Origin of the sequence: Micromonospora sp. NPDC050495 (genome assembly GCF_040655175.1) — a bacterium.
Classification (GTDB): domain Bacteria; phylum Actinomycetota; class Actinomycetes; order Mycobacteriales; family Micromonosporaceae; genus Micromonospora.
Window position 1 is genome coordinate 35,720 of the sequence record NZ_JBFAJK010000024.1, and the last position, 21,376, is coordinate 57,095.

The 21,376-nt window shown below is 71.9% G+C and carries 15 protein-coding genes; 4 read left to right on the plus strand and 11 right to left on the minus strand.

Annotated features, from left to right (window positions below):
• The first annotated feature begins 41 nt into the window (after window positions 1-41).
• Together AB0I11_RS22085 and AB0I11_RS22090 are read left to right on the plus strand one after the other, a co-directional pair.
• Complete coding sequence (locus AB0I11_RS22085; RefSeq protein ID WP_357323430.1) at window positions 42-1,370, plus strand: low temperature requirement protein A; 1,329 nt, start codon at window positions 42-44, stop codon at window positions 1,368-1,370.
• Between the two features lie 37 nt (window positions 1,371-1,407).
• Window positions 1,408-2,454, plus strand: a complete 1,047-nt coding sequence (locus AB0I11_RS22090) for an SRPBCC domain-containing protein (RefSeq protein ID WP_357323433.1) — start codon at window positions 1,408-1,410, stop codon at window positions 2,452-2,454.
• A 27-nt stretch (window positions 2,455-2,481) separates the two neighbouring features.
• Here the strand turns inward: AB0I11_RS22090 and AB0I11_RS22095 are convergent, their stop codons facing one another.
• The 9 genes from AB0I11_RS22095 to AB0I11_RS22135 form a co-directional block, all read right to left on the minus strand.
• Window positions 2,482-2,763: a hypothetical protein gene (locus tag AB0I11_RS22095; RefSeq protein ID WP_357323436.1), complete on the minus strand. Its 282-nt coding sequence runs from the start codon at window positions 2,761-2,763 to the stop codon at window positions 2,482-2,484.
• The gene (locus AB0I11_RS22100; protein ID WP_357323439.1) at window positions 2,760-3,077 is read right to left on the minus strand and encodes a hypothetical protein; all 318 of its coding nucleotides are present in this window, start codon (window positions 3,075-3,077) and stop codon (window positions 2,760-2,762) included. The genes AB0I11_RS22095 and AB0I11_RS22100 overlap by 4 nt, the downstream gene beginning before the upstream one ends.
• 108 nt (window positions 3,078-3,185) lie before the next feature.
• Entirely contained in the window at window positions 3,186-7,469 is a 4,284-nt protein-coding gene (locus AB0I11_RS22105; protein ID WP_357323442.1) for a discoidin domain-containing protein, read from the minus strand.
• A gap of 82 nt (window positions 7,470-7,551) precedes the next feature.
• Complete coding sequence (locus AB0I11_RS22110; RefSeq protein WP_357323445.1) at window positions 7,552-10,407, minus strand: discoidin domain-containing protein; 2,856 nt, start codon at window positions 10,405-10,407, stop codon at window positions 7,552-7,554.
• Window positions 10,408-10,519: 112 nt separating this feature from the next.
• Entirely contained in the window at window positions 10,520-12,145 is a 1,626-nt protein-coding gene (locus AB0I11_RS22115; RefSeq protein WP_357323448.1) for a glycoside hydrolase family 13 protein, read from the minus strand.
• A 161-nt stretch (window positions 12,146-12,306) separates the two neighbouring features.
• Complete coding sequence (locus tag AB0I11_RS22120; RefSeq protein ID WP_357323451.1) at window positions 12,307-13,194, minus strand: carbohydrate ABC transporter permease; 888 nt, start codon at window positions 13,192-13,194, stop codon at window positions 12,307-12,309.
• Between the two features lie 12 nt (window positions 13,195-13,206).
• Complete coding sequence (locus AB0I11_RS22125; RefSeq protein ID WP_357323454.1) at window positions 13,207-14,163, minus strand: sugar ABC transporter permease; 957 nt, start codon at window positions 14,161-14,163, stop codon at window positions 13,207-13,209.
• Window positions 14,164-14,244: 81 nt separating this feature from the next.
• Window positions 14,245-15,624, minus strand: a complete 1,380-nt coding sequence (locus AB0I11_RS22130) for an extracellular solute-binding protein (RefSeq protein ID WP_357323457.1) — start codon at window positions 15,622-15,624, stop codon at window positions 14,245-14,247.
• Window positions 15,625-15,935: 311 nt separating this feature from the next.
• Window positions 15,936-16,934 (minus strand): LacI family DNA-binding transcriptional regulator, encoded by a 999-nt coding sequence (locus AB0I11_RS22135; protein WP_357323461.1) that lies wholly within the window; start codon window positions 16,932-16,934, stop codon window positions 15,936-15,938.
• 247 nt (window positions 16,935-17,181) lie between these two features.
• Between AB0I11_RS22135 and AB0I11_RS22140 the strand changes: the two genes are divergently transcribed.
• Window positions 17,182-19,218, plus strand: coding sequence for a glycosyl hydrolase family 28-related protein (locus AB0I11_RS22140; protein ID WP_357323464.1), 2,037 nt, complete (start codon window positions 17,182-17,184; stop codon window positions 19,216-19,218).
• Between the two features lie 67 nt (window positions 19,219-19,285).
• Here AB0I11_RS22140 and AB0I11_RS22145 read toward each other — a convergent pair whose 3' ends face one another.
• Window positions 19,286-20,062: an alpha/beta hydrolase gene (locus AB0I11_RS22145; RefSeq protein WP_357323467.1), complete on the minus strand. Its 777-nt coding sequence runs from the start codon at window positions 20,060-20,062 to the stop codon at window positions 19,286-19,288.
• Between the two features lie 56 nt (window positions 20,063-20,118).
• Here AB0I11_RS22145 and AB0I11_RS22150 point away from each other — a divergent pair, with 56 nt between their 5' ends.
• Complete coding sequence (locus AB0I11_RS22150) at window positions 20,119-20,649, plus strand: PadR family transcriptional regulator (RefSeq protein ID WP_357323470.1); 531 nt, start codon at window positions 20,119-20,121, stop codon at window positions 20,647-20,649.
• Window positions 20,650-20,825: 176 nt separating this feature from the next.
• On the opposite strand, the gene AB0I11_RS22155 is transcribed toward AB0I11_RS22150, so the two are convergent.
• Window positions 20,826-21,224: a DUF4440 domain-containing protein gene (locus AB0I11_RS22155; protein WP_357323473.1), complete on the minus strand. Its 399-nt coding sequence runs from the start codon at window positions 21,222-21,224 to the stop codon at window positions 20,826-20,828.
• Window positions 21,225-21,376 lie beyond the last annotated feature (152 nt).

A 21,376-nucleotide genomic window follows, 5' to 3' on the forward strand; every position in this document is an offset into this window, starting at 1 on the left:
GAATCCGCCCGCCGCCCGGCCGGCGCTGACAGACTCGGGCGGTGGGCGGCGAGCGGCGCGGGAAGCTCGGCCCGGCCGTTCAGATCGCGCCGGCCGCGCGGGTGGACAAGTTCGAGGTCTTCTTCGACCTCGTCTTCGTGGTGTCCTTCTTCATCATCACCCGGGCCACCGCCGCCAACGTGACCGGTCGGGAACTGCTGCACGCGATGCTGGTGCTCGCCGTGCTCTGGTGGTGCTGGATCGCGCACAGCGTGGTCGCCAGCCGGCTGCGCCTCGGCGAGGGTTTCGTGCCGGTACTCATGGTGGTCGGCATGATGGCGCTGTTCACCTTCGCGCTGGCCCTGCCGCAGACCTTCGGCGGCCTGCACGAGGGCGCCGCCGGCCCGATCCTGGTCACCATCAGCTACGTGGTGATCCGGGGCGTGCACTCGGCGCTGTACTGGCGGGCCACCGAGGGCAAGCCGGAGGCCCGCCGCAAGCTGTACCAGTTCGTCCCCGAGGTCGCGATCACCACGACCCTGCTGCTGGTCGCCGCGCTGGTCCCCCCGACGATCGCGAACCCGAACGTCGGCCTCTGGGTACGCGACGGCCTCTGGATCGCCGTGGTGGTGGTCCAGTACAGCAGCGGCCTGCTGACCGGCAGCCACGGCTGGGAGGTCACCTCGGCCGAGCACTGGACGGAACGCTACGACCTGATCCTCATCATCGCCCTGGGCGAGTCGGTCATCTCCGTGGGCGTGGGCGGCAACCTGATCGGTAAGCCGGTGACCTGGCCGGCCATTCCGGCGGCCCTGCTCGGCATCCTGTTCACCGCGGCGCTCTGGTGGGCGCACTTCGACATGATCGGGCCGGCCGCCCGGATCGCGCTGCACGCCGCCCAGGGCGCGCCCCGCATCGCGATGGCCCGCGACGCGTACGCCTACCTCTACCTGCCGATGATCGCCGGGATCATCCTGTTCGCCATCGGCGCCAAGGAACTCGTCCGGACCATCACCGACCCGGCCGGCGGGGTGAGCGAGCACGGGCACGGGCCGGCCGTACCGCTGCTCTTCGCCGGGGTGATGCTGTACCTGGCCGCGGACCTGGCGTTCCAGTGGCGCACCCTGCGCACCGTGACGTGGACCCGGATCGGCGTGCTGGTGGTCCTGGCGGTCGGGCTTCCGGTCGCCCGGGAACTGTCCGCGCTGCTGGCGTTGGCGCTGCTCACCGCGATCTGCGTGGCGCTGGTCGCGGTCGAGGTGATGGTGCTGGCCGACTCCCGCCACGCGCTGCGGCAGGCCGTCTTCGAGGAGCGGGCGAGCCACGAGGCGAGCGAGGCGGCCTGGCGGGCCCGCTGGCACGACGGCGACGCCGAAGCCCCGGTGGAGTGACGTACCGGTCCCGGACGGCGGGACGTAGAGTCTCCGCGTGATCGAGATCGACAGCGAGGTCGAGCTGTTCCACCCCGTCGACCGGGCCTGGCGGGCGCTCACCGATCGGGCGCTGCTCGCCAAGTGGTTCGCCGAGGTCGCGCCGGGGTCGGACCGCCTCGTGCTGCGCACGGCGGGCCTGCCCGGCTTCGACGCCGACCTCGCCGTCGAGGTGCGGGAGATGCGGGCGCCGGAGCGGCTGGTGCTCTCCGCCCGGGAGGGCGACCGGCTGCTCCGGCTCACCGCCACCGTCGCGCCGACCACGCACGGCTGCCGGCTGGCGGTACGGGAGACCCTGGAGCAGGGTGACTGGGACGAGGCGCAGCGCGCCCGCCGCGAGGAGCAGCACCAGCAGGCGCTGGCGGTGCGGCTGCCGGCGATCCTCGACTGGCTCGCCTTCCAGCAGGTGGACCTGCGCCGCGCGGAAGGGGCGCTGACCGCGGAGCTGCCGGTGGTCCGGCCCGACCGGCGGGCCGGCCGCCGGTGGGCGCTGATCACCGCCGGGGTGGCCGGCCTGGCGCTGGCCGCCGGGGCCGCGGTCTGGGCGACCCGCCCGACACCCGAGGCGCTGCAGCCGCCGCCCGCGGCGACCCCGCTGGTGATGCCGAGCGCGCGCAGCCAGCCGGCCACCCCCCGGCCGTCCCGCACCGCCGCGCCCGCCGTCCGCGGCAGCACGACGGCCGCACCGACGTCGAGCGCCCCACCGAGCCGGACGGCGAGTCCCCGCCCGGCCCCGACGGCCACGCTGACCGCCGACTACCGGACCGTGGCCGACCGCATCTTCGGCTACCGGGGCGAGGTGGTGGTGAACAACCCGAGCAAGGCGGCGAGCGCGGGCTGGACCGTCACCGTCACGCTCGGCGACGGCGCCACCCTGGGCAACGTCAGCGGGGCCGAGTTCACCCAGGACGGACGGGTGGTCACCTTCGTGGGGGCGGCGCTGCCGGCCGGGTCGTCCGCGACGGTCCGCTTCGACGTCCGGGATCCGCTCCACGCGGCCCCGGACGGTTGCGCCGTCGACGGCACGCCCTGCGCCGGCCTGTGACCGGCCGGCGCCCGGCCCCGCCGGGAGTCAGCAGAACCAGCCGTCCTGCACCCAGCCGTGCCGGTTGATGTGGCCGTAGGCGAAGCCGTAGACGTAGCCGCCGCTGCGCGGCCCCTCCACCAGGAAGGTCTGCCCCCGGTAGAGGGTGCCCATCCAGGCGCCGTTGGGGTCGGTACGGACGAACAGGTCCTGGGCGCAGACGGTCTCCCGGACGCCGATGGTGCCGTTCGCGGCGTACGCGACGCCGGGCACGGCCGCGGCCGCGAGCACGGCGACCGTCGCGGCGGCGGCGAGACGGACGGCGGTCACCACGAGTCGTACCCCCCGATGCACTCGAGCCGCAGGTAGCCCCAGTCGTTGGGGCCGAAGTCGAAGGACGCCGCCCAGCCGTTGTAGACCGGGTGCACCCCCGGGGTGTGGCCGATCTTGTTGCCGTAGGCGAGGACCCGCTTGAGCCCGCTCGGCCCGTTGGCGGAGTCGTAGTTGGCGTAGAAGCTGGCGCTCTGGCAGACCACGACCGCGTGGCGGGGCACCACCGTCCCGGCCCGCGCCACCCCCGCTCCCCCGGGCGCCAGGCAGACCCCGACGACGAGCGCGGCCAGCAACCGTGGTGTTCGACCCATCGGGTCCTCCCCTCGATCCGGTCCGTCACGCCAGCCTATCGATCCAAATGACATTTATCTATGCCTTCCGCCGGGGGGACGCGGCGGTCCCCCCGGCGGTCGCGGCGATCAGTTGCGGTTGATGGTGAAGGTGCTGGTGGTGTTCCGGATGTCCTGGTAGTTGTCGGTCAGCCGGAGGTTGGTGAAGGTGGCCGAGCCGACCGCCGGGCCCTGGTCGGGCTCGGGCAGCTCGTTGACCCAGATACCGAACCCGGACCTGGTGTCGAAGGCGTCACCGCTGCGCCTCGCCCCGGAGATCGACACGTTGGTCAGCACCGTGTCGGTGACCGGGTTGTCCGGCCGCCCGTTGGTGTACTTCGTCTGGAACATGATCCCCGAGTACGTCGGGTCGACGATGTCCACGTCGGACACGCGGATGCCGCGGAACTCCTTGGAGGCGGAGAAGAGCCACATCGCCGGGAACGTCTGCTGGCCCCAGAAGTGCCCGCCCGAGCGGACCAGCGAGACGTTCTGCACCACGGTGGGTGGGCTGGCGCCGAACCCGACGAACGGGTAGCCGAAGTCCAGCGAGCTGATGGTCACGCCCGAGTACGTCAGCTGGTCGGCGATGTGCAGGTTACGGAAGACGTTGTCGTAGCCGCCGTACACCGCGATGCCGGCCGCCCGCCAGGTCAACGTGGCGGTCAGGTTCTCGAAGACGTTGCCGTGGTTGCCGGTCGTCGCGCCCTGGTCGGTGGCCGAGAAGAGGGCGAACGCGTCGTCCCCGTTGGACCGGCCCTCCGAGTTGGTGACCAGGTTGTTCGTGCTGCCGTTGGTCATGTTGACCGCGTCGGCGAAGGTGTCCCGGAACCGGCTGTCCCGGATGGTCAGCCCGCTGACGCTCACCCCCCAGTACGCGCAGACGGTGTGCTCCACCCAGACGCTGTCCAAGGTCAGGTTGTCGACGTCCTTCAGCTCGCCCCACACCTTGCCCGGCCCGTCGATCCGGTTGGTGTAGTTGCCGAAGAACGCCAGGTGCGCGAACGTCGACCCGCTCGCCGACGACTCGACCCGGAACCCGGCGTCGGTGTTCTGCTGGTTGGTCGGCGTCTGGAACCGGGTGTACCACATGCCCGCGCCGACCACCTGGACCGGCTTGCCGTACACCTGGAACTTCTGGGCGGTGTCGTAGGTGCCGGGCGGCAGGTAGACGCCGACCAGGGCGCCGGTGCTGTCCATCCGCACCGCGTCCAGGGCGTTCTGCACGTCGGCGTGGCTGAAGCCGTTCGGCACCGCGAAGCGGGCCGGGTCCGGGTTGGCCCGCGGCGACACCAGCTCGGTGTTGACGAAGTCGATGGCGTACGTGCTGGTGTTAGCGGGGTCCTTCTGCAGGCGGATGGTGGCGCCCGCCGGCACCGTCGCGTTCAACATCACGTTGGCCTCGTCGTACAGGTGCCGGGGCGCGCCGGCGCCCGGCGAGTCGCCCGGGCCCGACTCGGCCCCGTACAGCCAGATGTGCTTCGAGGTCAGGTTGATCGGCTTGTGCAGCACCCCGTTGACGTAGATGTTCAACGTGGCGTCGACACCGCCGCCGCCGGCCGCGTCCGGGATGAAGAAGCGGGTGACCAGGGTGTTGGTGGCCGCCCGGGTGGTCCACTCGACGTACGCGCCGGTGGTGTTGAGGGTGATCGCCCGGCGACCGGACGCCTCACCGGCCAGGTCGCCGATGGTCCGGTTCGGTCCGAGCACCTGCGCGCCGCCGCCGGTCCGGCCGTCCTCGGCCTCGTACGTGTCGTACGGGACGTTGGCGCCCCGGCCCACGAAGAGCGGCCGCTCGGTGGTGTTGTTCTGCTGCTTGACGGGCAGCTCGTTGGCGTCGGCGGCGAGGGCCACCCGCACCGTGTACTTTCCGTTCGCCGCCGTCCAGCTGCCCAGGTTGACCGGCGGGCTGGTCGCCCCGGCCGCCAGGGTTCCGCTGTACGAGCCGGTCAGGGTCCGCACCACCGTGCCGGTGTCACTGAGCAGGGTGAGGGTGATGCCGTGCGCCCCGCCGGCCGAGGCGACCGTGCCCTGGTTGCGGATCGACACCGCGAAGCTGACCGCGGTGCCGGCGCTCGGCGTGCCGGGTGACCAGCTCACCGCGCCCGCGACCAGGTCGGAGCTGGGCACCGGGCTGACGGTCAGCGCGGTGGTCCGGCTGTTGTTCGACTCGTTCTGCTCGATGACGGTGTTCGCCTCGTCGGCGGTGGCCGTCACCTGGTAGCTGCCGGCGTTGCGCGCGCCGATGCCCACGGTGACGGTCGCCGAGGCACCGGCCGCGAGCGCTCCGACGGCCGCGGTGCCGACCTTGGTCGTACCCAGCGAGAAGGTGACCGCGGAGGCGGCGGCCGGCGCGGTGCCGGCGTTGCGGACGGTGGCGGAGAGCGTGACGGCGTCGGTCTCCACGGGCGCGGACGGCGCCGCGGAGAGCGCGGTGACGGTGAGGTCCGGGTTGGGCGCCGGCGTGCCGATCACCTGGAACTCGGCGACCTGACCGTTGGACGAGCCCGAGTTGGCGGTGAACTGCAGCCGCACGTCCGCGGCCGTGGCGCTGACCGGGATGGTCACCGTGTTGCTGCTGCTCGGGCTGAACGAGTACGTCGCCGCGCCGACCAGGGTGGTGAAGCCGGCGGCGGACTGCTCCCGGCCGAGCACCTGGAAGGTCTGGGTGCGCGGCCCCCAGATCGGGTCCGGGTTGAGCTTCACCACGACTGCGGTGACGCTGGCGTTGGCGCCGAGCGCGACGGTCAGCGTGCTCGGGTACGCCCCCGGCGCGCCCTCCCAGTAGGTGGTCACGTCGTCGTCGTTGGCGTTGGCGGCCGTGAAGACGTGCACCACCGAGCTGGCGGTGATCGGCTTGCCGGCGGCCAGGTTGCGCCCGCTCGGGGTGCTGCCGGTGCGGGTGACCGTGGCGGAGGTGGCCGAGACGTTGCCGGCGGCGTCCCGGGCCCGCACGAAGTAGGAGACGGTGGCGCTGTCCGGCTGGCTGTCGGTGTAGCTCAGGGTGGTGCCGTTGACGCTGCCGCGCAGCGCGTTGTTGGCGTACACGTCGTAGCCGGTGACGCCGACGTTGTCGGTCGACGCCGTCCAGGTCAGCCGGATCTGCCCGGCCGCCGGCTGGGTGTACGCGAGGTTCCCGGGCGCGGTCGGCGCGGTGGTGTCGCCGGTGTTCCCGGTGCGGGTGACGGTGTTGCTGGCGGCGGACTGGTTGCCGGCCGCGTCGTGGGCCCGGACCTGGTAGGAGACGGTGACGCCGGCCGGCTGGGTGTCGGTGTACGACAGGGTCGACGCCCCGACGCTGGTGCGCAGGCTGCCGTTGGCGTAGATGTCGTAGCCGGTGACGCCGACGTTGTCGGTGGCGGCGGTCCAGGCCAGCCGGACCTGGTCGGCGGCGGGCTCGGTGAGGGTCAGGTTGCCGGGGGCGCTGGGCGGCTGGGTGTCGCCGGTGGCCGGGCCGTAGACCTCCAGCTCGGCGAGCTGGGCGGCGGGCCAGCCGGTGTTGGCGGTGACCAGCAGCCGGACGTACCGGGTGGTGGTGGCGCCGAAGGTGACGGTGACCGTGTTGGCGCTGCCGGGGTTGAACGCGTACCCGGCCGAGGCGACCAGCGTGCCGAAGGTCGCGCCGTCGGTGCTGCCCTGCACGGTGAGCGTCTGGCTGCGCGCCGGCCAGCCGGCGGGGAGCTTGAGCACCACCTTGTTGACCGCGACGGCGCCGCCGAGGTCGGCCCGGAGCCACTGCGGGAACGCGTTGTTGGCACTCTCCCAGTAGGTGGCCGGGTTGCCGTCGTTGGCGTTACCCGCGCCGTAGACGTCGGAGTGGCTGCTCTCGGCCATCGGCCGGCCGAGGGCCAGGTTGGTGGAGGAGGTGGCCGAGCCGTACACCTCCAGCTCGGCGAGCTGGGCGGCGGGCCAGCCGGTGTTGGCGGTGACGGTGATCCGCAGGTGGCGGGCGCCGGTGGCCGGGAAGCTCAGGGTGACCGTGTTGCCGGCCGCCGGGCTGAAGGTGTGACCGGCCGGGGCGAGCAGGGTGGCGAAGCTGCCGCCGTCGGTGCTGCCCTGCACGGACAGGGTCTGCGTGCGCGACTCCCAGCCGGCCGGCAGCTTCAGCACGACCTGGTCGACCGACTGGGCGGAGCCGAGGTCGACCTGGGCCCACTGGGGGAAGCCGCCGCCGGCGCTCTCCCAGTAGCTGCCGGCGTTGCCGTCGGTCAGGTTGCCGGCGGTGTACGGCCCGTTGGCGCTGCTGGCCGTGGCGGTACGGCCGAGGGCGAGGTTGGGGCCGCCGGCCGCGGCGGCCGGCGAGGGGGGCGTGGCCGTGACGGCCAACGCCAGCGCGGCGAGGACCGCGACCAGGCGGGTACGGAATCTGGACATGGTGGAGGAACACCTGCTTCCGGGGATGTGGAGTGGTGGGGGTGGTCGGGGTCCCCGCCGCGCCGCGGGGACCCCGGGGCGGTCAGCCGGCGTACACCTCGAACTCGCCGAGTTGCCCGGCCGGCCAGCCGGTGTTGCCGGTGAAGGTCAGCCGCAGCTGCCGGCGCCCGGCGGACGGGACCGTGATGGTGGCGGTGTTGCCGGTGGCCGGGTCGAAGGTGTAGCCGGTCGCCGCCTTGAGCGTCGTCCAGGTCGACCCGTCGGTGGAGCCCAGCAGGGCCACCGTCTGGGTGCGGGTCTGCCAGGCCGACGCGGGTGGCAGCCGCAGCACCACCCGGGACACCGGGTACGTCGCGCCGAGGTCGACGGTGAGCGACTGCGGGAAGGCGTTGTTGGCGCTCTCCCAGTAGGTGCCGGGGTTGCCGTCGACGGCGTTGCCCGCGCCGTACACGTCGGCGTGGCTGGTCTCGGTGACCGGTCGCCCGGCGGCGAGGTTGCCGCTCGGCGGGGGCGGGGTGGTCGGTGGCGGGGTGGTGGGCGGGGGCGTGCTGGCCGGCGGCGGGGTGGTGGTGCCGCTGCCGCCGTACACCTCGAACTCGGCGGCCTGCCCGGCCGGCCAGCCGGTGTTCCCGGTGACGCTGACCCGGATGTGCCGCCGCTCCCCGGCCGGCAGCGGGATCGACACCGTGTTGCCGGTGGCCGGATCGAAGGTGTAGCCGGCCGAGGCCTTGAGCGTGCTCCAGGTCGACCCGTCGGTGGAGCCGAGCACCGACAGGGTCTGGGTCCGCCGCTCCCAGCCGGGCGGCAGCTTCAGCACCACCCGGTCGACCGCGCGGGCCGCGCCGAGGTCCACGCTGAGTGTCTGCGGGAAGACGTTGTTGGCACTCTCCCAGTACGTGCCGGCGCTGCCGTCGACCGCGTTCGCGGCCGCGTACGTCTGGGTGCTGCTCGACGCGGTGGCCGGCCGGCCGAGGGCCAGGTTGCCGCCGGGCGGCGGCGTGGTGGGCGGCGGGTTCGTGGGCGGCGGCGTGGTGGTCGGCCCGTTGCCCCACTGCGGCTCCGGCCATGGCCCGCAGTACGGGCTGGCCGAGTACCAGCCGGAGTTGCCGGCGCCCTGGGTGATCTGGAAGCCGCTGCCGACGCAGTTGTACATCGGGTTGGCCTGGGCGATGCCGGTGGCCCGGACCCCGGTGAAGCTGACCTGGCTGGGCGCCTGCACCTGGAGCGCGAAGGTGCCCGCCCCGTCGATACGCACGTTGGTCAGGTTGATCCCGCTGGTCTGCCCCTCGATCCAGTGCAGCGCCGCGTACGAGCTGTCCAGGATGTCGGTGTCCGTGACGTTGATGGTGGCGCCCTGGATCGGCTCGTTGAGCGCGGAGAACCAGAGCGCCCCGACGCCGAACCGCCAGTTGTAGTCGGAGTTGCCGTTGCGGATCAGGGTGTTGCGGGCCAGCGTGATCGTGCCGGCGACGGCGGTCGGCCCGGTCACCCCGGGATAGCGGTTCGCCACGTGGATGCCGCCGCCGTTGGTGACCGAGTCGGCGGTCACGTTGTCGGTGATCCTGATGTCCCGGCCGCCGTAGGTGACCAGGTTGTTGGCCAGGATGGTGACGCCCACGGTGTTGTGCGTGAAGGCGTTGTTGACGTTGGGCACGCTCTGCGCCCACATGGCCAGCCCGTCGTCGCCGGTGTTGCGGACGAAGGTGTTGGTCACCGTGGAGTTGGTGACGCCCCAGTGGAAGTTCACCCCGTCCGCGGTCTGGTCCAGGATCCGGCTGTTGCGGATGGTCAGGTTGTCCATCGGCCCGTCCATCCAGGCGCCGACCTTGGTGTGCTGCAACCAGAGGTTGTCCACCACCGAGTTCGACATCGCCCCGCCGAGGGCGTTGACCTGGTCCTCGTCGACCCGCTCGCGGATGTCGCCGATGATCGCGAAATCCCGCAGGGTGACGTTGCGGCTGGGCCCGCCGGCCTCGTGCGGCCGGATCTCGCCGCTGTAGCCGCCGCCGGGGACGTACCGGCCGTAGATGCCGGCCGCCCGCTTGCGGTCGGTCGGGTGCCGGCCGCCGAGCACCGAGTACCAGGGCCCGGCGCCGCGCAGGGTCACCCCGTCGACCACCACGTGGTCCCAGAGGGTGAAGGTGCCGGCGGGGATCCAGACCGCCTTCCCCTGCGCCTTGCCGGCGTCCACGGCGGCCTGGAACTTCGCGGTCGAGTCGGTGGCGCCGGTCGGGTCGGCGCCGAAGTCGGTGACCACGTCCAGCACCCCGGCCGGCTTGGGGATCTCCGCGCCGACCAGCTCGAAGTCGGCCAGGTCGATGGTGAACGTGGGCGACTGCGCGGTCGAGGAGACCTGCAGGCGGATCTTCGTGCCCGCCGGGTACGTGCTGCCGAACCGGGTTCGGGCCTCGTCGTAGAAGTGGTGCGGGTTGGTGTCGCCCGGGTTGTTGTTGAACGGGTACCCGCCGTAGTACCAGCCGTACCGGGAGGTGACCGGGACGGTCTTGACCAGCGTGCCGTTGGCCCGCAGGTCGATGGTGGCGTCCCGGCCGGTGCCGGCGGCACTGTCCGGCAGGCTGTACCGGAAGGTGATGGCGTCGGCCGGGGCGGTGAGGGTGAACTCGACGTACTCGCCGGGGGCGTCGAGGGTGACCGCCTCCCGGCCGGAGGCCTCCGACGGGAGGGTGCCGTAGTGCCGGTCGGGGCCGATCCGGGTGCCGGTGTGGCTGACCCGCTCGGCCTCCTGCTCGATGAAGGGGACGGTGGCGCCGCGACCGGCGATCTCGAACGGGGACAGGCCGGCGGCCCGGGCCGGGGTGCCGGTGGAGGTGAGCGCCACCACGGTGACCGAGGTGGCGGCCAGCGCGGCGGCGGCCAGGGTGGCCAGCGCCGCGCGGAGGCGGCTGCTGCCGAGGTGCGGGGTGGTGTGGTCGGCCATGAGGGGTGTTCTCCCTTTCGTCGGGTGGCCAGGTCCCCCGTGGGTGGTTGCTCCTCCCCCTCCTTTCCTCAGGGGTGCCGGCGGCCGGGACGGGCCGCCGGCACCCGGCGGATCAGCCGGTCCGCAGCCAGACGGCCGTGTCCGGCGGCAACCGGTCGTCGTCGAGCGGCGCGCTGGCCAGCAGCGGCTCGTGGTGCGGGGGCAGCGGCACGCTGGTGTCGGAGAGGTTCACCAGGCAGGTGAAGCCCGGGTCCCGGCCGAAGGCGAGCACCCGGTCCGGGGCGGGCAGCCAGGTCAAGGTGCCGTCGCCGAGGGCCGGTTCGCGCCGGCGCAACGCGATCGCGGCCCGGTACAGCTCCAGCATGGAGTGCGGGTCGCCGGCCTGGGCGCGCGCGGTGCGGTCCTTCCAGTCGGCGGGTTGGGGCAGCCACGGGGCGGCGGTGGCGCCGTCCGGGCTGAACGCGAAGGGCGGCGCGTCACCGCTCCAGGGCAGCGGGACCCGGCAGCCGTCCCGGCCGGGGTCGACCCGGCCGGAGCGTTCCCACATCGGGTCCTGGCGCAGCTCGTGGGGGATGTCCTCGACCTCCCAGAGCCCCAGCTCCTCGCCCTGGTAGACGTAGGCGGCGCCGGGCAGGGCCAGGGAGAGCAGGGCGGCGGCCCGGGCCCGGCGGGTGCCGAGTTCCAGGTCGGTGGGGATGCCCTCGCGCTTGGCGGCGAAGCTGAACGTGGTGTCGGCCCGGCCGTACCGGGTGACGTGCCGGGTGACGTCGTGGTTGGACAGCACCCAGGTGGCGGGCGCGCCGACCAGCGCGTGCGCGGCCAGCGTCCCGTCGATGCTCTCGCGCAGCGCCGCGGCGTCCCAGGCGCAGCCGAGGAAGTCGAAGTTGAACGCGGCGTGCAGCTCGTCCGGGCGCAGGTAGTTGGCGAACCGCTGCCGGTCGGGCAGCCACACCTCGCCGATCAGGGCCCGGTCGCCGGGGTAGCCGTCGGCGATCCGCCGCCAGGCGCGGTAGACCTCGTGCACCCCGTCCAGGTCGCGGAACGGGTGCGGCCGGTCCGGCCGGGTCTCGGGCAGCGTCCCGTCCTTGACCAGCAACCCGGCCGAGTCGATCCGGATGCCGTCCACCCCCCGGTCGAACCAGAACCGCAGGATGTCCTCGAACTCGGCCCGCACCCGGGGGTGGTCCCAGTTGAAGTCCGGCTGCTCGGGGGCGAACAGGTGCAGGTACCAGTCGCCCGGGGTGCCGTCCGGGTTGACGGTCCGGGTCCAGGTCGGGCCGCCGAACTCGCCGACCCAGTCGGTGGGCCGCTGGTCGCCGTCCGGGCCGCGGCCGGGACGGAACCAGAACAGCTCCCGCTCGGGCGCGCCGGGCCCGCCGGCGAGCGCCGCCTGGAACCAGGGGTGCAGGTGTGAGCAGTGGTTCGGCACCACGTCGACGATCGTCCGGATGCCGAGCGCGTGCGCCTCCGCGATCAGCGCCTCCGCCTCGGCCAGGGTGCCGAAGACCGGGTCGATGTCGCGGTAGTCGGCCACGTCGTAGCCGGCGTCGGCCATCGGCGACGGGTACCAGGGGCTGAACCAGATGGCGTCGACGCCGAGCTCGGACAGGTGGGTCAGCCGGGACCGGATGCCCGCGATGTCGCCGACACCGTCACCGTCGCCGTCGGCGAAGCTGCGCGGGTACACCTGGTAGATCACCGCTCCACGCCACCACGGAACGCTGTCTGCTGTGGACACGAGCACCTGCTTTCTGCGTTGGTACGTCGGCGGGGTCGCCGGACCTGAATGTGTCGGTCGAACGGTCGTTGTTCGCCCGCGAGGTCGCGCTGGGTGGTGCGCCGGCGCGGCGGCCGGTGCCGGCGGCCCCGGTGGAGGGGCACCGTCCGCCGCGCCGAGGGCTATCCCTTGAGGCTGCCCGTGGTCAGGCCGGACATGATGTTCCGCTGGAAGATCAGGAAGATGACGACGGTCGGGATCGCGGCGATGACCGAGGCGGCGATCACCACGTTCATGGGGGTGCCGCCGGCGAAGGCGTAGATGCCCACGCTGACTGTCCGGGTCTCCGGCGACGGCATGACCAGCTTCGGCCAGAGGAAGTCCTTCCAGACCGCCGTCACCGCGAAGATCGAGACCACGCCGAGGATGGGGCGCGACATCGGCAGGATGATCGACCAGAGCGTACGCAGCGGGGTGGCCCCGTCCACGAAGGCCGCCGCCATGAGGTCCTCCGGGATCGAATCGAAGAACCGCTTCAGCAGGAAGATGTTGAACGCGTTGGCGACCAGGGGCAGCCAGATGGCGAACGGCGAGTCGAGCAGGTTGAGGTGCAGGATCGGCAGGTCGATCACCGTCACGTACTGCGGGACGATGAGGACCATCGCCGGGATCATCAGCGTCGCCAGCATGAGGCCGAGGATCGCGTTGCCGAAGATCGGCCGCAGCTTCGACAGCGAGTACGCCGCCGCCGTGTCCAGGACGAGTTGGAACAGCACCGCGCCGGTCGCGTAGTAGAAGGTGTTGAACAGCAGCTTTGCCAGGTCCAGGTTCTGCCACGCGTCGACGTAGTTCTGCGGCTGCGGGTCCTTCGGGAACAGCGACGGCGGCGTCTGCGCGATCTCCTGGCCGGACTTGAGCGCGCCGGTGACCATCCAGTAGAGCGGCCCGATGAAGACGAGCGTGAACACCACCACGACGACGGCGAGCAGCGTCCAGTAGATCACCCGGCCGCGTCCCCGGGTGAGCTGGGCGGAGGAGATGAGGGTACGGGTCCCGGAGTCCTGGGCCATGGGTCGTCCGTCCTAGTCCTGTTTCGCGGTCAGCCGCAGGTAGCCGGCGGAGAAGCCGGCCAGCACGACGAGCATGATCACGCCGAGCGCCGCGGCGCCGTTGAGGTCGTTCTGGAAGAAGCCGTGCTGGTAGATGAGGTACGCCACCGATGTCGCCGAGTCCCCGGTGCCCGCGCCGTTGGCGAGGATCAGCGGCTCGATGAAGAGCTGCATGGTGGCGACGATCTGCATCATCGCCAGCAGCGCGAGGATCAGCCGGGTCTGCGGGATGGTCACGTGCCGGATCCGTCGCCAGATGCCGGCGCCGTCGAGTTCGGCCGCCTCGTAGAGGTCGCCGGGGATGTTCTGCAGCGCCGCCAGGTAGATCAGCACCGCGCTGCCCATGTTCATCCAGGTCGACGCGAGCACCATGGCCGGCATGGTCATCCCGGGCGACTGCATCCACTCCGAGGTCGGCAGGTGCAGGGCCGCGAGGACCGCGTTGAACAGGCCGGCCTCGCTGGGGTCGTAGGCGTAGAACTTGAAGAGGAAGAGCGCCGAGGCGGGCGGCAGCATCACCGGCAGGTAGACCAGGATCCGCAGGTAGCCGCGGGCGTGGCGGAACTCGTTGAGCAGGATCGCCACGAAGAACGGCACCGCGTACCCGAGGACCAGCGCGAGGAACGTGAAGTAGAAGGTGTTCTTCCACGCGGTCCAGAAGCTGGGGTCCGCGACGATGCGGGCGTAGTTGTCCCAGCCCACCCAGGTGGTCTCGCCCCGTCGGGTGCGTTGGAAGCTCATCACGACGCCGCGGACCATCGGGTACCAGGAGAAGACGGCGAAGCAGACGACCGCCCCGATCAGGAACGCGTGCCCGCTGAGGTTGTCCCGTACCTTGCGGCCCAGGCTCGTACGCCGGGACCCGGGCGGGTACGGCGTCTGGGGGCGACCTGGTTGCCTGGTGGTACCCGGGACGGTGGTGATCGCCAAGGCTTCTCCTGCGGACGTTCGGTGACCGGACGGGACGGGCGGGGTGTGGGGGCCGGCGCGCCGGCCCCCACACTCGGGGGCTCAGCTGGCGGCGGCCAGCAACTGGTTGACCTTGTCCTCAGCCGTCTTGAGCAGCGCGTCGATGTTCGCGTTCGGGTTCGTCAGGACCCCGGACATCGCCGCGTCGAGCACCGCGTAGATCGCCTGCGCGTTGCGCGGCTCGCCCTTGATCGGCACCGGGTTCGCCTCGAAGATCGCGAAGTTGGCGGTGTCCACGTTCGCGTTCGCCTTGCGCAGTTCGAGCTCCTGCTTCTGCGCGTCGCTGCCATTGGCGAACAGCAGCGGCTGGGGCAGGCCCACCGGGTAGTTCTGCGGCTTGGCCCGGACATAGTCGAGCTGGCCCTTGCCCGGCGTCAGCTTCTGGTACGCGATCCACTTCAGACCGGCCTTGACCTGGTCTGGGGTGAGGCCCTTCTTGAAGAAGTAGCCCTCGCCGCCACCGAGCGTCCCCTTTGCCGGGCCGTCCTGGCCGGGCAGCGGCGCCATCGCCCAGTCCTGGAACTTGCCCTGGAACTGGCTGACGATCGCCTGGGTGGTGTCCGGCGCGCCGATGAACATGCCGACCTTGCCCGCGCCGGCGTTGGTCAGCAGGTCGCCCCACTGGAGCAGCTGGCGGCTGCCCATGCTGTTGTCGCCGTACCGCATGTCCTTGAGGTTCTGCAGGACCTGCTTGCCCATGGCGTTGTTGAAGTCGGCCTTCTTGCCGTCCGCGGTGAGCACCTGGCCGCCCTGCGAGTAGAGCAGGGAGGTGAAGTGCCAACCGCCGGTGTTGCCGGCGCTGTACTCGGAGTAGCCGGCGATGCCGCTGCCCAGGGCGGAGATCTTCTTCGCCGCGGCCCGGACGTCCGCCCAGGTCTTGGGCGGGTTGTTCACGTCGAGGCCGGCCCGCTGGAACAGGACCTTGTTGTAGACCAGGCCCATCGAGTAGTTCTTCACCGGGACGGCGTAGAGCTTGCCGCCGTCGGTGAAGACCTCCTTGAGCGCGGGGTCGACGCTGTCCCAGGTGGGGATGGTGTCCTTGGTGGCGTACTCCGTGATGTCCATGGCCTGGCCGGAGTCGAGCACCTGCTGCAGGTCGGTCATGTAGCCGTAGAAGACGTCGGTCACCGTGCCGCCGGCGAGGCGGGCGGTGAAGTCCGGCGGGTTGTTGCACTGCTCGCCGACGCTGACGCTCTTGATGACGATGTTCGGGTTCTGCTTCTGGAACTCGGCGACGTCGTCGTTCCAGTTCTTCAGCAGTTCCTTCTGGGCGCCGACCGGCTGGCAGTCGACCGTGATGGTGACCTTGCCGCTGGCATCCTTCGCCGGGTCGTCGCTCTTCGTGGAGCAAGCCGCGAGGCTGAGCCCCAGGCCGGCCACGAGCGCTAGCGCCGCAGCCTTCCGGTACTGCGGTACGGACATCTGTCCATCCCTTCGGGAACGGGTGTATCCACGGCCTTCGCTGATCTGCGGTGAACGTCACCGCGGGGATGCCGGTCGAGCCGCATCCGCCGCCGGACCTGTCCCTGGTGGAGCGTCGGGGCAGGTGTGAGTGGAGTCACCGTAGCTATCCGGACTAGTTTCCGCAAGGTTCCGATCGTGCGATGAAAGAACACGACTTGTGAACGGAAGAGGCGGACCAGGCGGGCGCCGACGACTCGCGACCAGGCGGCCGCCGGGCACGAAAACGGCCGCCGACCGCGGTTCGCGGTCGGCGGCCGGGACGGCCTGGTTCAGCGCGGCGCGGGCGCCGTGGAGCCGCGCACCACCAGTTCGGGTTCGAAGAGCAACTCGTCGTGGAGCACGCCGGCCCCTTCGATCTGGGTGACCAGCAGGTCCACCGCGGCCTGCCCCATCGTCTCGATCGGCTGCCGCACGGTGGTCAGCGGCGGGTCGGTGCAGGTCATGAAGGCGGAGTCGTCGAAGCCCACCACGGAGACGTCGGTCGGCACCACGCGCCCGAGCCGCCGGGCGGCCCGGATCGCGCCCAGCGCCAGCACGTCGCTGGCGCAGATGATGCCGGTCACGCCGCGCTCCACCAGCTTGGTGGCGGCCACCCGGGCGCCCTCCATGGAGAAGCTGGACCGCTCGACGAACTCCGGGCCGTCGGCCCAACCCGCGGCCTGGACCATGGCGTCCAGCTTGCGCCGGGACGGCACGTGCCCCTCCGGGCCGAGCACCATGCCGATCCGGTCGTGCCCCAGCGAGCGTAGGTGCCCGTACGCCTGCTCCACCGCCACCGCGTCGTCGGTGGAGACCCGGGGGAAGCCCAGCTCGTCCACGCCCGCGTTGACCAGGACCACGGGCAGGCCACGGTCGGTCAGCCGGCGGTAGTGCTCGTGCGCGGCGTCGGCCAGCGCGTACGACCCGCCCGCGAAGATCACCCCGGAGACCTGGTGGTCGAGGAGCATCTCGACGTAGTCCGATTCGGAGACCCCGCCGATGGTGCGGGCGCAGAGCGCCGGGGTGAACCCGCGCTGGGCGAGCGAGCCGGTCACCACCTCGGCGAGGGCCGGGAAGATCGGGTTCTGCAGCTCGGGCAGGACGAGGCCGACCAGGCGGGCGCGCTCGCCCCGCAGCTTCGTGGGGCGCTCGTAACCGAGCACGTCGAGCGCGGTCAGCACGGCCGTCCGGGTCGCCTCCGACACGCCGCCCCGACCGTTGAGCACCCGGCTCACGGTCGCCTCGCTGACGCCCGCCTTGCGGGCCACCTCCGTCAACCGTTTCGTCACGGCGGCAATCGTACGTCGTGTTCTTGCAAGAAATGAACAGCGACGGGGCGGGCGGCCGGCGGCCGGGCTCGCCGGACCCGGTCCCGGCCGCCGCGAAGGCCCATCGAGAGACAGAAAGATTCGGACAGGTAGACGCTTGAATATCGACAAACCACGGGAATAACATGGGGCACCCTCCGGCGGGGCGCGCCCTCACCCGCGCCGAGGCCACCACCGTCTCCCCCGTCCCCCGGAAAGTGGGTAGTCCATGCAGCGGAGCGTGGCAGGCGCGGCGGGCCGTCGCCCGTCGGTGCCGATCGTCCGGATCGTCGCGGCGGCCGGCGCCGCCCTCGCGCTGGCCGTACCGGCCGGGAGCGCCGCCGTGGCGGCCGGCCCCGCCGGGCCGGCCCCGGTGATCACCCGGGCCGGCCTCGACCCCGCGCTGGTCGCCGGGCGCGGGGCCAGCGTCGACTTCGTCGAACAGGAGGCCGAGCACGCGCGCACCACCGGCACCGTGATCGGCCCGGACCGGGCCGCCTACACCCTGGCCGGCGAGGCGTCCGGGCGGCGCGCCGTGCGCCTCTCCCCCGGCCAGTACGTCGAGTTCACCCTCCCGGCGGCGACCGACGCGCTCACCGTCCGGTACAGCATCCCCGACGCCCCCGGCGGCGGCGGCATCACCGCGCCGCTGCACGTCCGCGTCGGCCGGGAGCCGGTCCGGACCATGACGCTCACCTCGCAGTACGCCTGGCTCTACAACCAGTACCCGTTCACCAACGACCCGGGCGCCGACCTGTTGCACCCCGACTGGTGGATCACCGAGTGCGGCTGCGTGCCGGCCGCCACCACGCCGGCGCCCACCGTCACCAAGCCGTTCCGGCCGCACCACTTCTACGACGAGCAGCGGCTGCTACTGGGCCGCACCCACCGGGCCGGCGAGGTGGTCCGGCTGACCGCGCCGACCGGCACCGCCGCGGCGTGGACGGTGATCGACCTGCTCGACTCGCACCGGGTCGGCCCGCCCCGGGTGGTGCCCGGCGCGGTGAACGTGCTGGCCTTCGGCGCCGACCCGTCCGGGCGGCGGGAATCCGCCGACGCGTTCGACCGGGCCGTGGCGTACGCCCGCCGGGCGCACCGCACGCTCTACCTGCCGCCGGGGACCTACCAGGTGAACCGGCACATCGTCGTGGACGACGTGAGCATCGCCGGGGCCGGCAGCTGGTACACCATCGTCCGGGGCCGCGAGGTCGCCCTGGACACCCCGGCCCCGGACGGCTCGGTGCACACCGGCGTCGGCTTCTACGGCCGGGACGCCGCCGACGGCGGCAGCAGCGACGTGCACCTCTCCGGCTTCGCCGTCGAGGGCGACGTCCGGGAGCGGATCGACACCGACCAGGTCAACGCCGTCGGCGGGGCGCTCAACCGGTCCACCGTCGACGGTCTCTACCTGCACCACACCAAGGTCGGCCTCTGGTTCGACGGCCCGATGACCGACCTGCGGGTCACCAACACGGTCATCGCCGACCAGATCGCCGACGGGCTCAACTTCCACACCGGCGTCACCCACTCCTCGGTTTCGCACACCTTCGTCCGCAGCACCGGCGACGACGCGCTGGCCATGTGGTCCGAGCGCACCGGCAACGCGCACAACACCTTCGACCACAACACGGTGCAGTCGCCGGTCCTGGCCAACGGCATCGCCCTCTACGGCGGCACGGACCTCACCGTCTCGAACAACCTGATCGCCGACCCGGTCCGCGAGGGCAGCGCCATCCAGGTCGGCTCCCGGTTCGGCGCCGAACCCTTCACCGGCCACCTCTGGATCACCGGCAACACCACGGTCCGGGCCGGCACCTACGACTTGAACTGGAACATCGGCCTGGGCGCAATCTGGTTCTACGCGCTGGACCGCAGCATCGACGCCGACATCCAGGTGGTCGGCGACATCTTCCTCGACAACACCTACAACGCGATCATGCTGGTCAGCGACTGGCCGGTGAAGGACAGCTACTCGATCAGCAACGTGCACTTCCGGGACATCCGGGTCGACGGCACCGGCACCTCGGTGGTGAGCGCCCGGACCGCCGGCTCCGCCTCCTTCGCCAACGTGGACGCTCGCAACGTCGGCGCGGTGGGCGTCAACAACTGCGGCTCGTTCCACTTCACCCCCGCCGGGTCGGAGTTCGCCCTGGCCGACCTCGGCGGCAACGACGGCGGCTGGCTCGCCCCGTGGCTGCTGCCGAACACCATCACCTGCGACGACCGGCCGCCGGTCGTGCCACCACCCGCCCCGGCGCCGTGGTGAGGTGATCCACTCCGAGACGGCCCGGCGGGCAACCTGCCCGCCGGGCCACCGGCCGTCCGGGGCTGGCTCAGTCGCGCAGAGCCGCCTGTACGGCGAGGGCGAAGCTCTGCACGTTGTCGACCATGATGTTGTGTCCGCACTCGGGAACCGCCACCACCTCCACGCCCGCGCCGGCCAGTCGGTCGTCGTCGAACCGTGGCCCGTCGGCCGCCGGGTACAGGAACGTGCGAGGTATCGGTAGCTTTTCCAGGCTTTCGCGCGTTGCTGGCTCGGTGCCGCGCAGCAGGTTCATCGCGCTGCGGTAGAGGGCCTGCGGCCCCGCCAGGCGCATCGTGGCCGCCCACTCCGGCCCGACGAACTCGAGCGTCTCGTCCCAGCCGCGGTCGAGGAAGTCACGCTCGGTCTGGTAGACCCCGATGCCCGAGCTGCCCGGTCGCTTGGTGGTGGGCAGCTCGCGCACCGGGTCGAGGGGCGCGTCTACCAGCACGAGCCGGCGCACCAGCCAGGGGTGGCGCGCGGCCAGGGTGGTCGCCACCGTGCCGCCCATGCTGTGTGCGATCACGTCGGCGCCGCTCACCTGGGCCTGCTCGAGCGCACGGGCCAGCACGTCGGCGTGCATCTGCAGGGTGTAGGACGCGCCCTGCGGACGGTCGCTGATGCCGAAGCCCAGCATGTCGACCATGAGCGAGCGGTGGCCGGCCAGGGCCGGATGCGCTACGGCGGCGGCGTAGTAGGGCGTGGAGCTTGCGCCGAGGCCGTGGAGGTAGACACGGGTGGGCTCGGCGCCGGGAATCTCGACCCAACGCACCCGGGAACCGTCGGGAAGTACCTGAGCGCTGTGCATGATCGGCATCATACCTCGGATCCGAGGTATCTTGGCAAGAGGGTATGCTCTCGATCATGCTGGAACTCGCGATCCTCGGCTTCCTTCAGGACGGCCCGTTACACGGCTACGACCTGCGCAAACGCATCGCCGCCCTGACCGGACACGTACGCCCCATCGCGGACGGCACGCTCTACCCCCTGCTCAAGCGCATGGAATCGGCCGGGCTGCTGTCCCGCGAGCTGCAGCCCGGTCAGGCGGCCGCACCCCGGCACATGCTGTCGTTGACCGAGGCGGGCGCCACGGCGCTGCACGACCGGCTACGCGAACCCGACGAGCTCTTCATCACCGACGAGAACCGGTGGTTCACCATGCTCGCCTTCCTGCGCCACCTCGACGACCCGGCCGCCCAGGCCACCGTGCTGCGGCGCAGGCTGCACTTCCTCACCCAGCCGGCCAGCTTCTTCTGGGACGGCGACCGGCCGCTGCGTGCCGCCGACTTCGACGACGCCTTCCGACAAGGACTGTTCACGATCGCGACCGCGACAACGCATGCTGAGCTGAAGTGGCTGCGCCAGACACTGGCCGCCCTGGAGCAGGCTTCCTGACGCCCGCCCCAGTCGGCCCGACAGCTACCACCGCAAGGGCAGCCATGCCACGGGGACGCCACCCCGGCACGCCGCAGTCCCACCGATCCAGGGACAACTCGCCAGCCAACGGTGAATGCAGGTGAGCAGGTCCTCCGCGTCGACCGGCTTGGTGACGTAGTCGCTGGCGCCGGCGTTCAGGCCGCGGGCAGGCCCTCGTGGTTGACATAGAGAACGACGTGGAACCGCCCGTCCTCCTCCCGGAGCAGGTACGACGACACGAGCCGAAGCGGCCGGCCACCGTCCCGGCGCGGCGCGTCCCACTCGGTGCGGGCCAGCACGTACCGCTCGTCGAGCCGCTGGCAGGTGAGGCCGGTCAGCTCCGCGCGGCCGAGCCCGGCCTCGGCGAACAGCCGGGCCCGGCGGGGCAGGGCGGCGAGGAACGCGGCGCGGGGTACCGGCCGGGCGCCGGCCTCATCGGCCAGCAGGAACGGGTCGGCGAGCAGGGCGCCGAGCGCGGCGGGATCGGCGGTCCCGGTGAAGGCGGCGAGGAAGTCGCGGACGCGGGTGTCGAGCAGATCGATGGCCTCGGGCACGGGCTGGTCCTTTCCGGGAGCTGCCGCGCCGGTGGGCGCGGCCGGGGAGGTGCTCCCGGTAGCGCGGCGACGCCCTCTCGGGAGCGCCGCCACACTACCAGCGGTAATCAGACATAATACCACAAATATTGACGCAAATCCAGCCCCGTGCG

Bases quoted from the DNA above. Each gene is read 5' to 3' on its own strand.
- AB0I11_RS22130 (WP_357323457.1), bottom strand. From the start codon at position 15,624: ATGTCCGTACCGCAGTACCGGAAGGCTGCGGCGCTAGCGCTCGTGGCC.
- AB0I11_RS22145 (WP_357323467.1), bottom strand. From the start codon at position 20,062: ATGCACAGCGCTCAGGTACTTCCCGACGGTTCCCGGGTGCGTTGGGTC.
- AB0I11_RS22105 (WP_357323442.1), bottom strand. From the start codon at position 7,469: ATGTCCAGATTCCGTACCCGCCTGGTCGCGGTCCTCGCCGCGCTGGCG.
- AB0I11_RS22120 (WP_357323451.1), bottom strand. From the start codon at position 13,194: ATGGCCCAGGACTCCGGGACCCGTACCCTCATCTCCTCCGCCCAGCTC.
- AB0I11_RS22100 (WP_357323439.1), bottom strand. From the start codon at position 3,077: ATGGGTCGAACACCACGGTTGCTGGCCGCGCTCGTCGTCGGGGTCTGC.
- AB0I11_RS22110 (WP_357323445.1), bottom strand. From the start codon at position 10,407: ATGGCCGACCACACCACCCCGCACCTCGGCAGCAGCCGCCTCCGCGCG.
- AB0I11_RS22150 (WP_357323470.1), top strand. From the start codon at position 20,119: ATGCTGGAACTCGCGATCCTCGGCTTCCTTCAGGACGGCCCGTTACAC.
- AB0I11_RS22140 (WP_357323464.1), top strand. From the start codon at position 17,182: ATGCAGCGGAGCGTGGCAGGCGCGGCGGGCCGTCGCCCGTCGGTGCCG.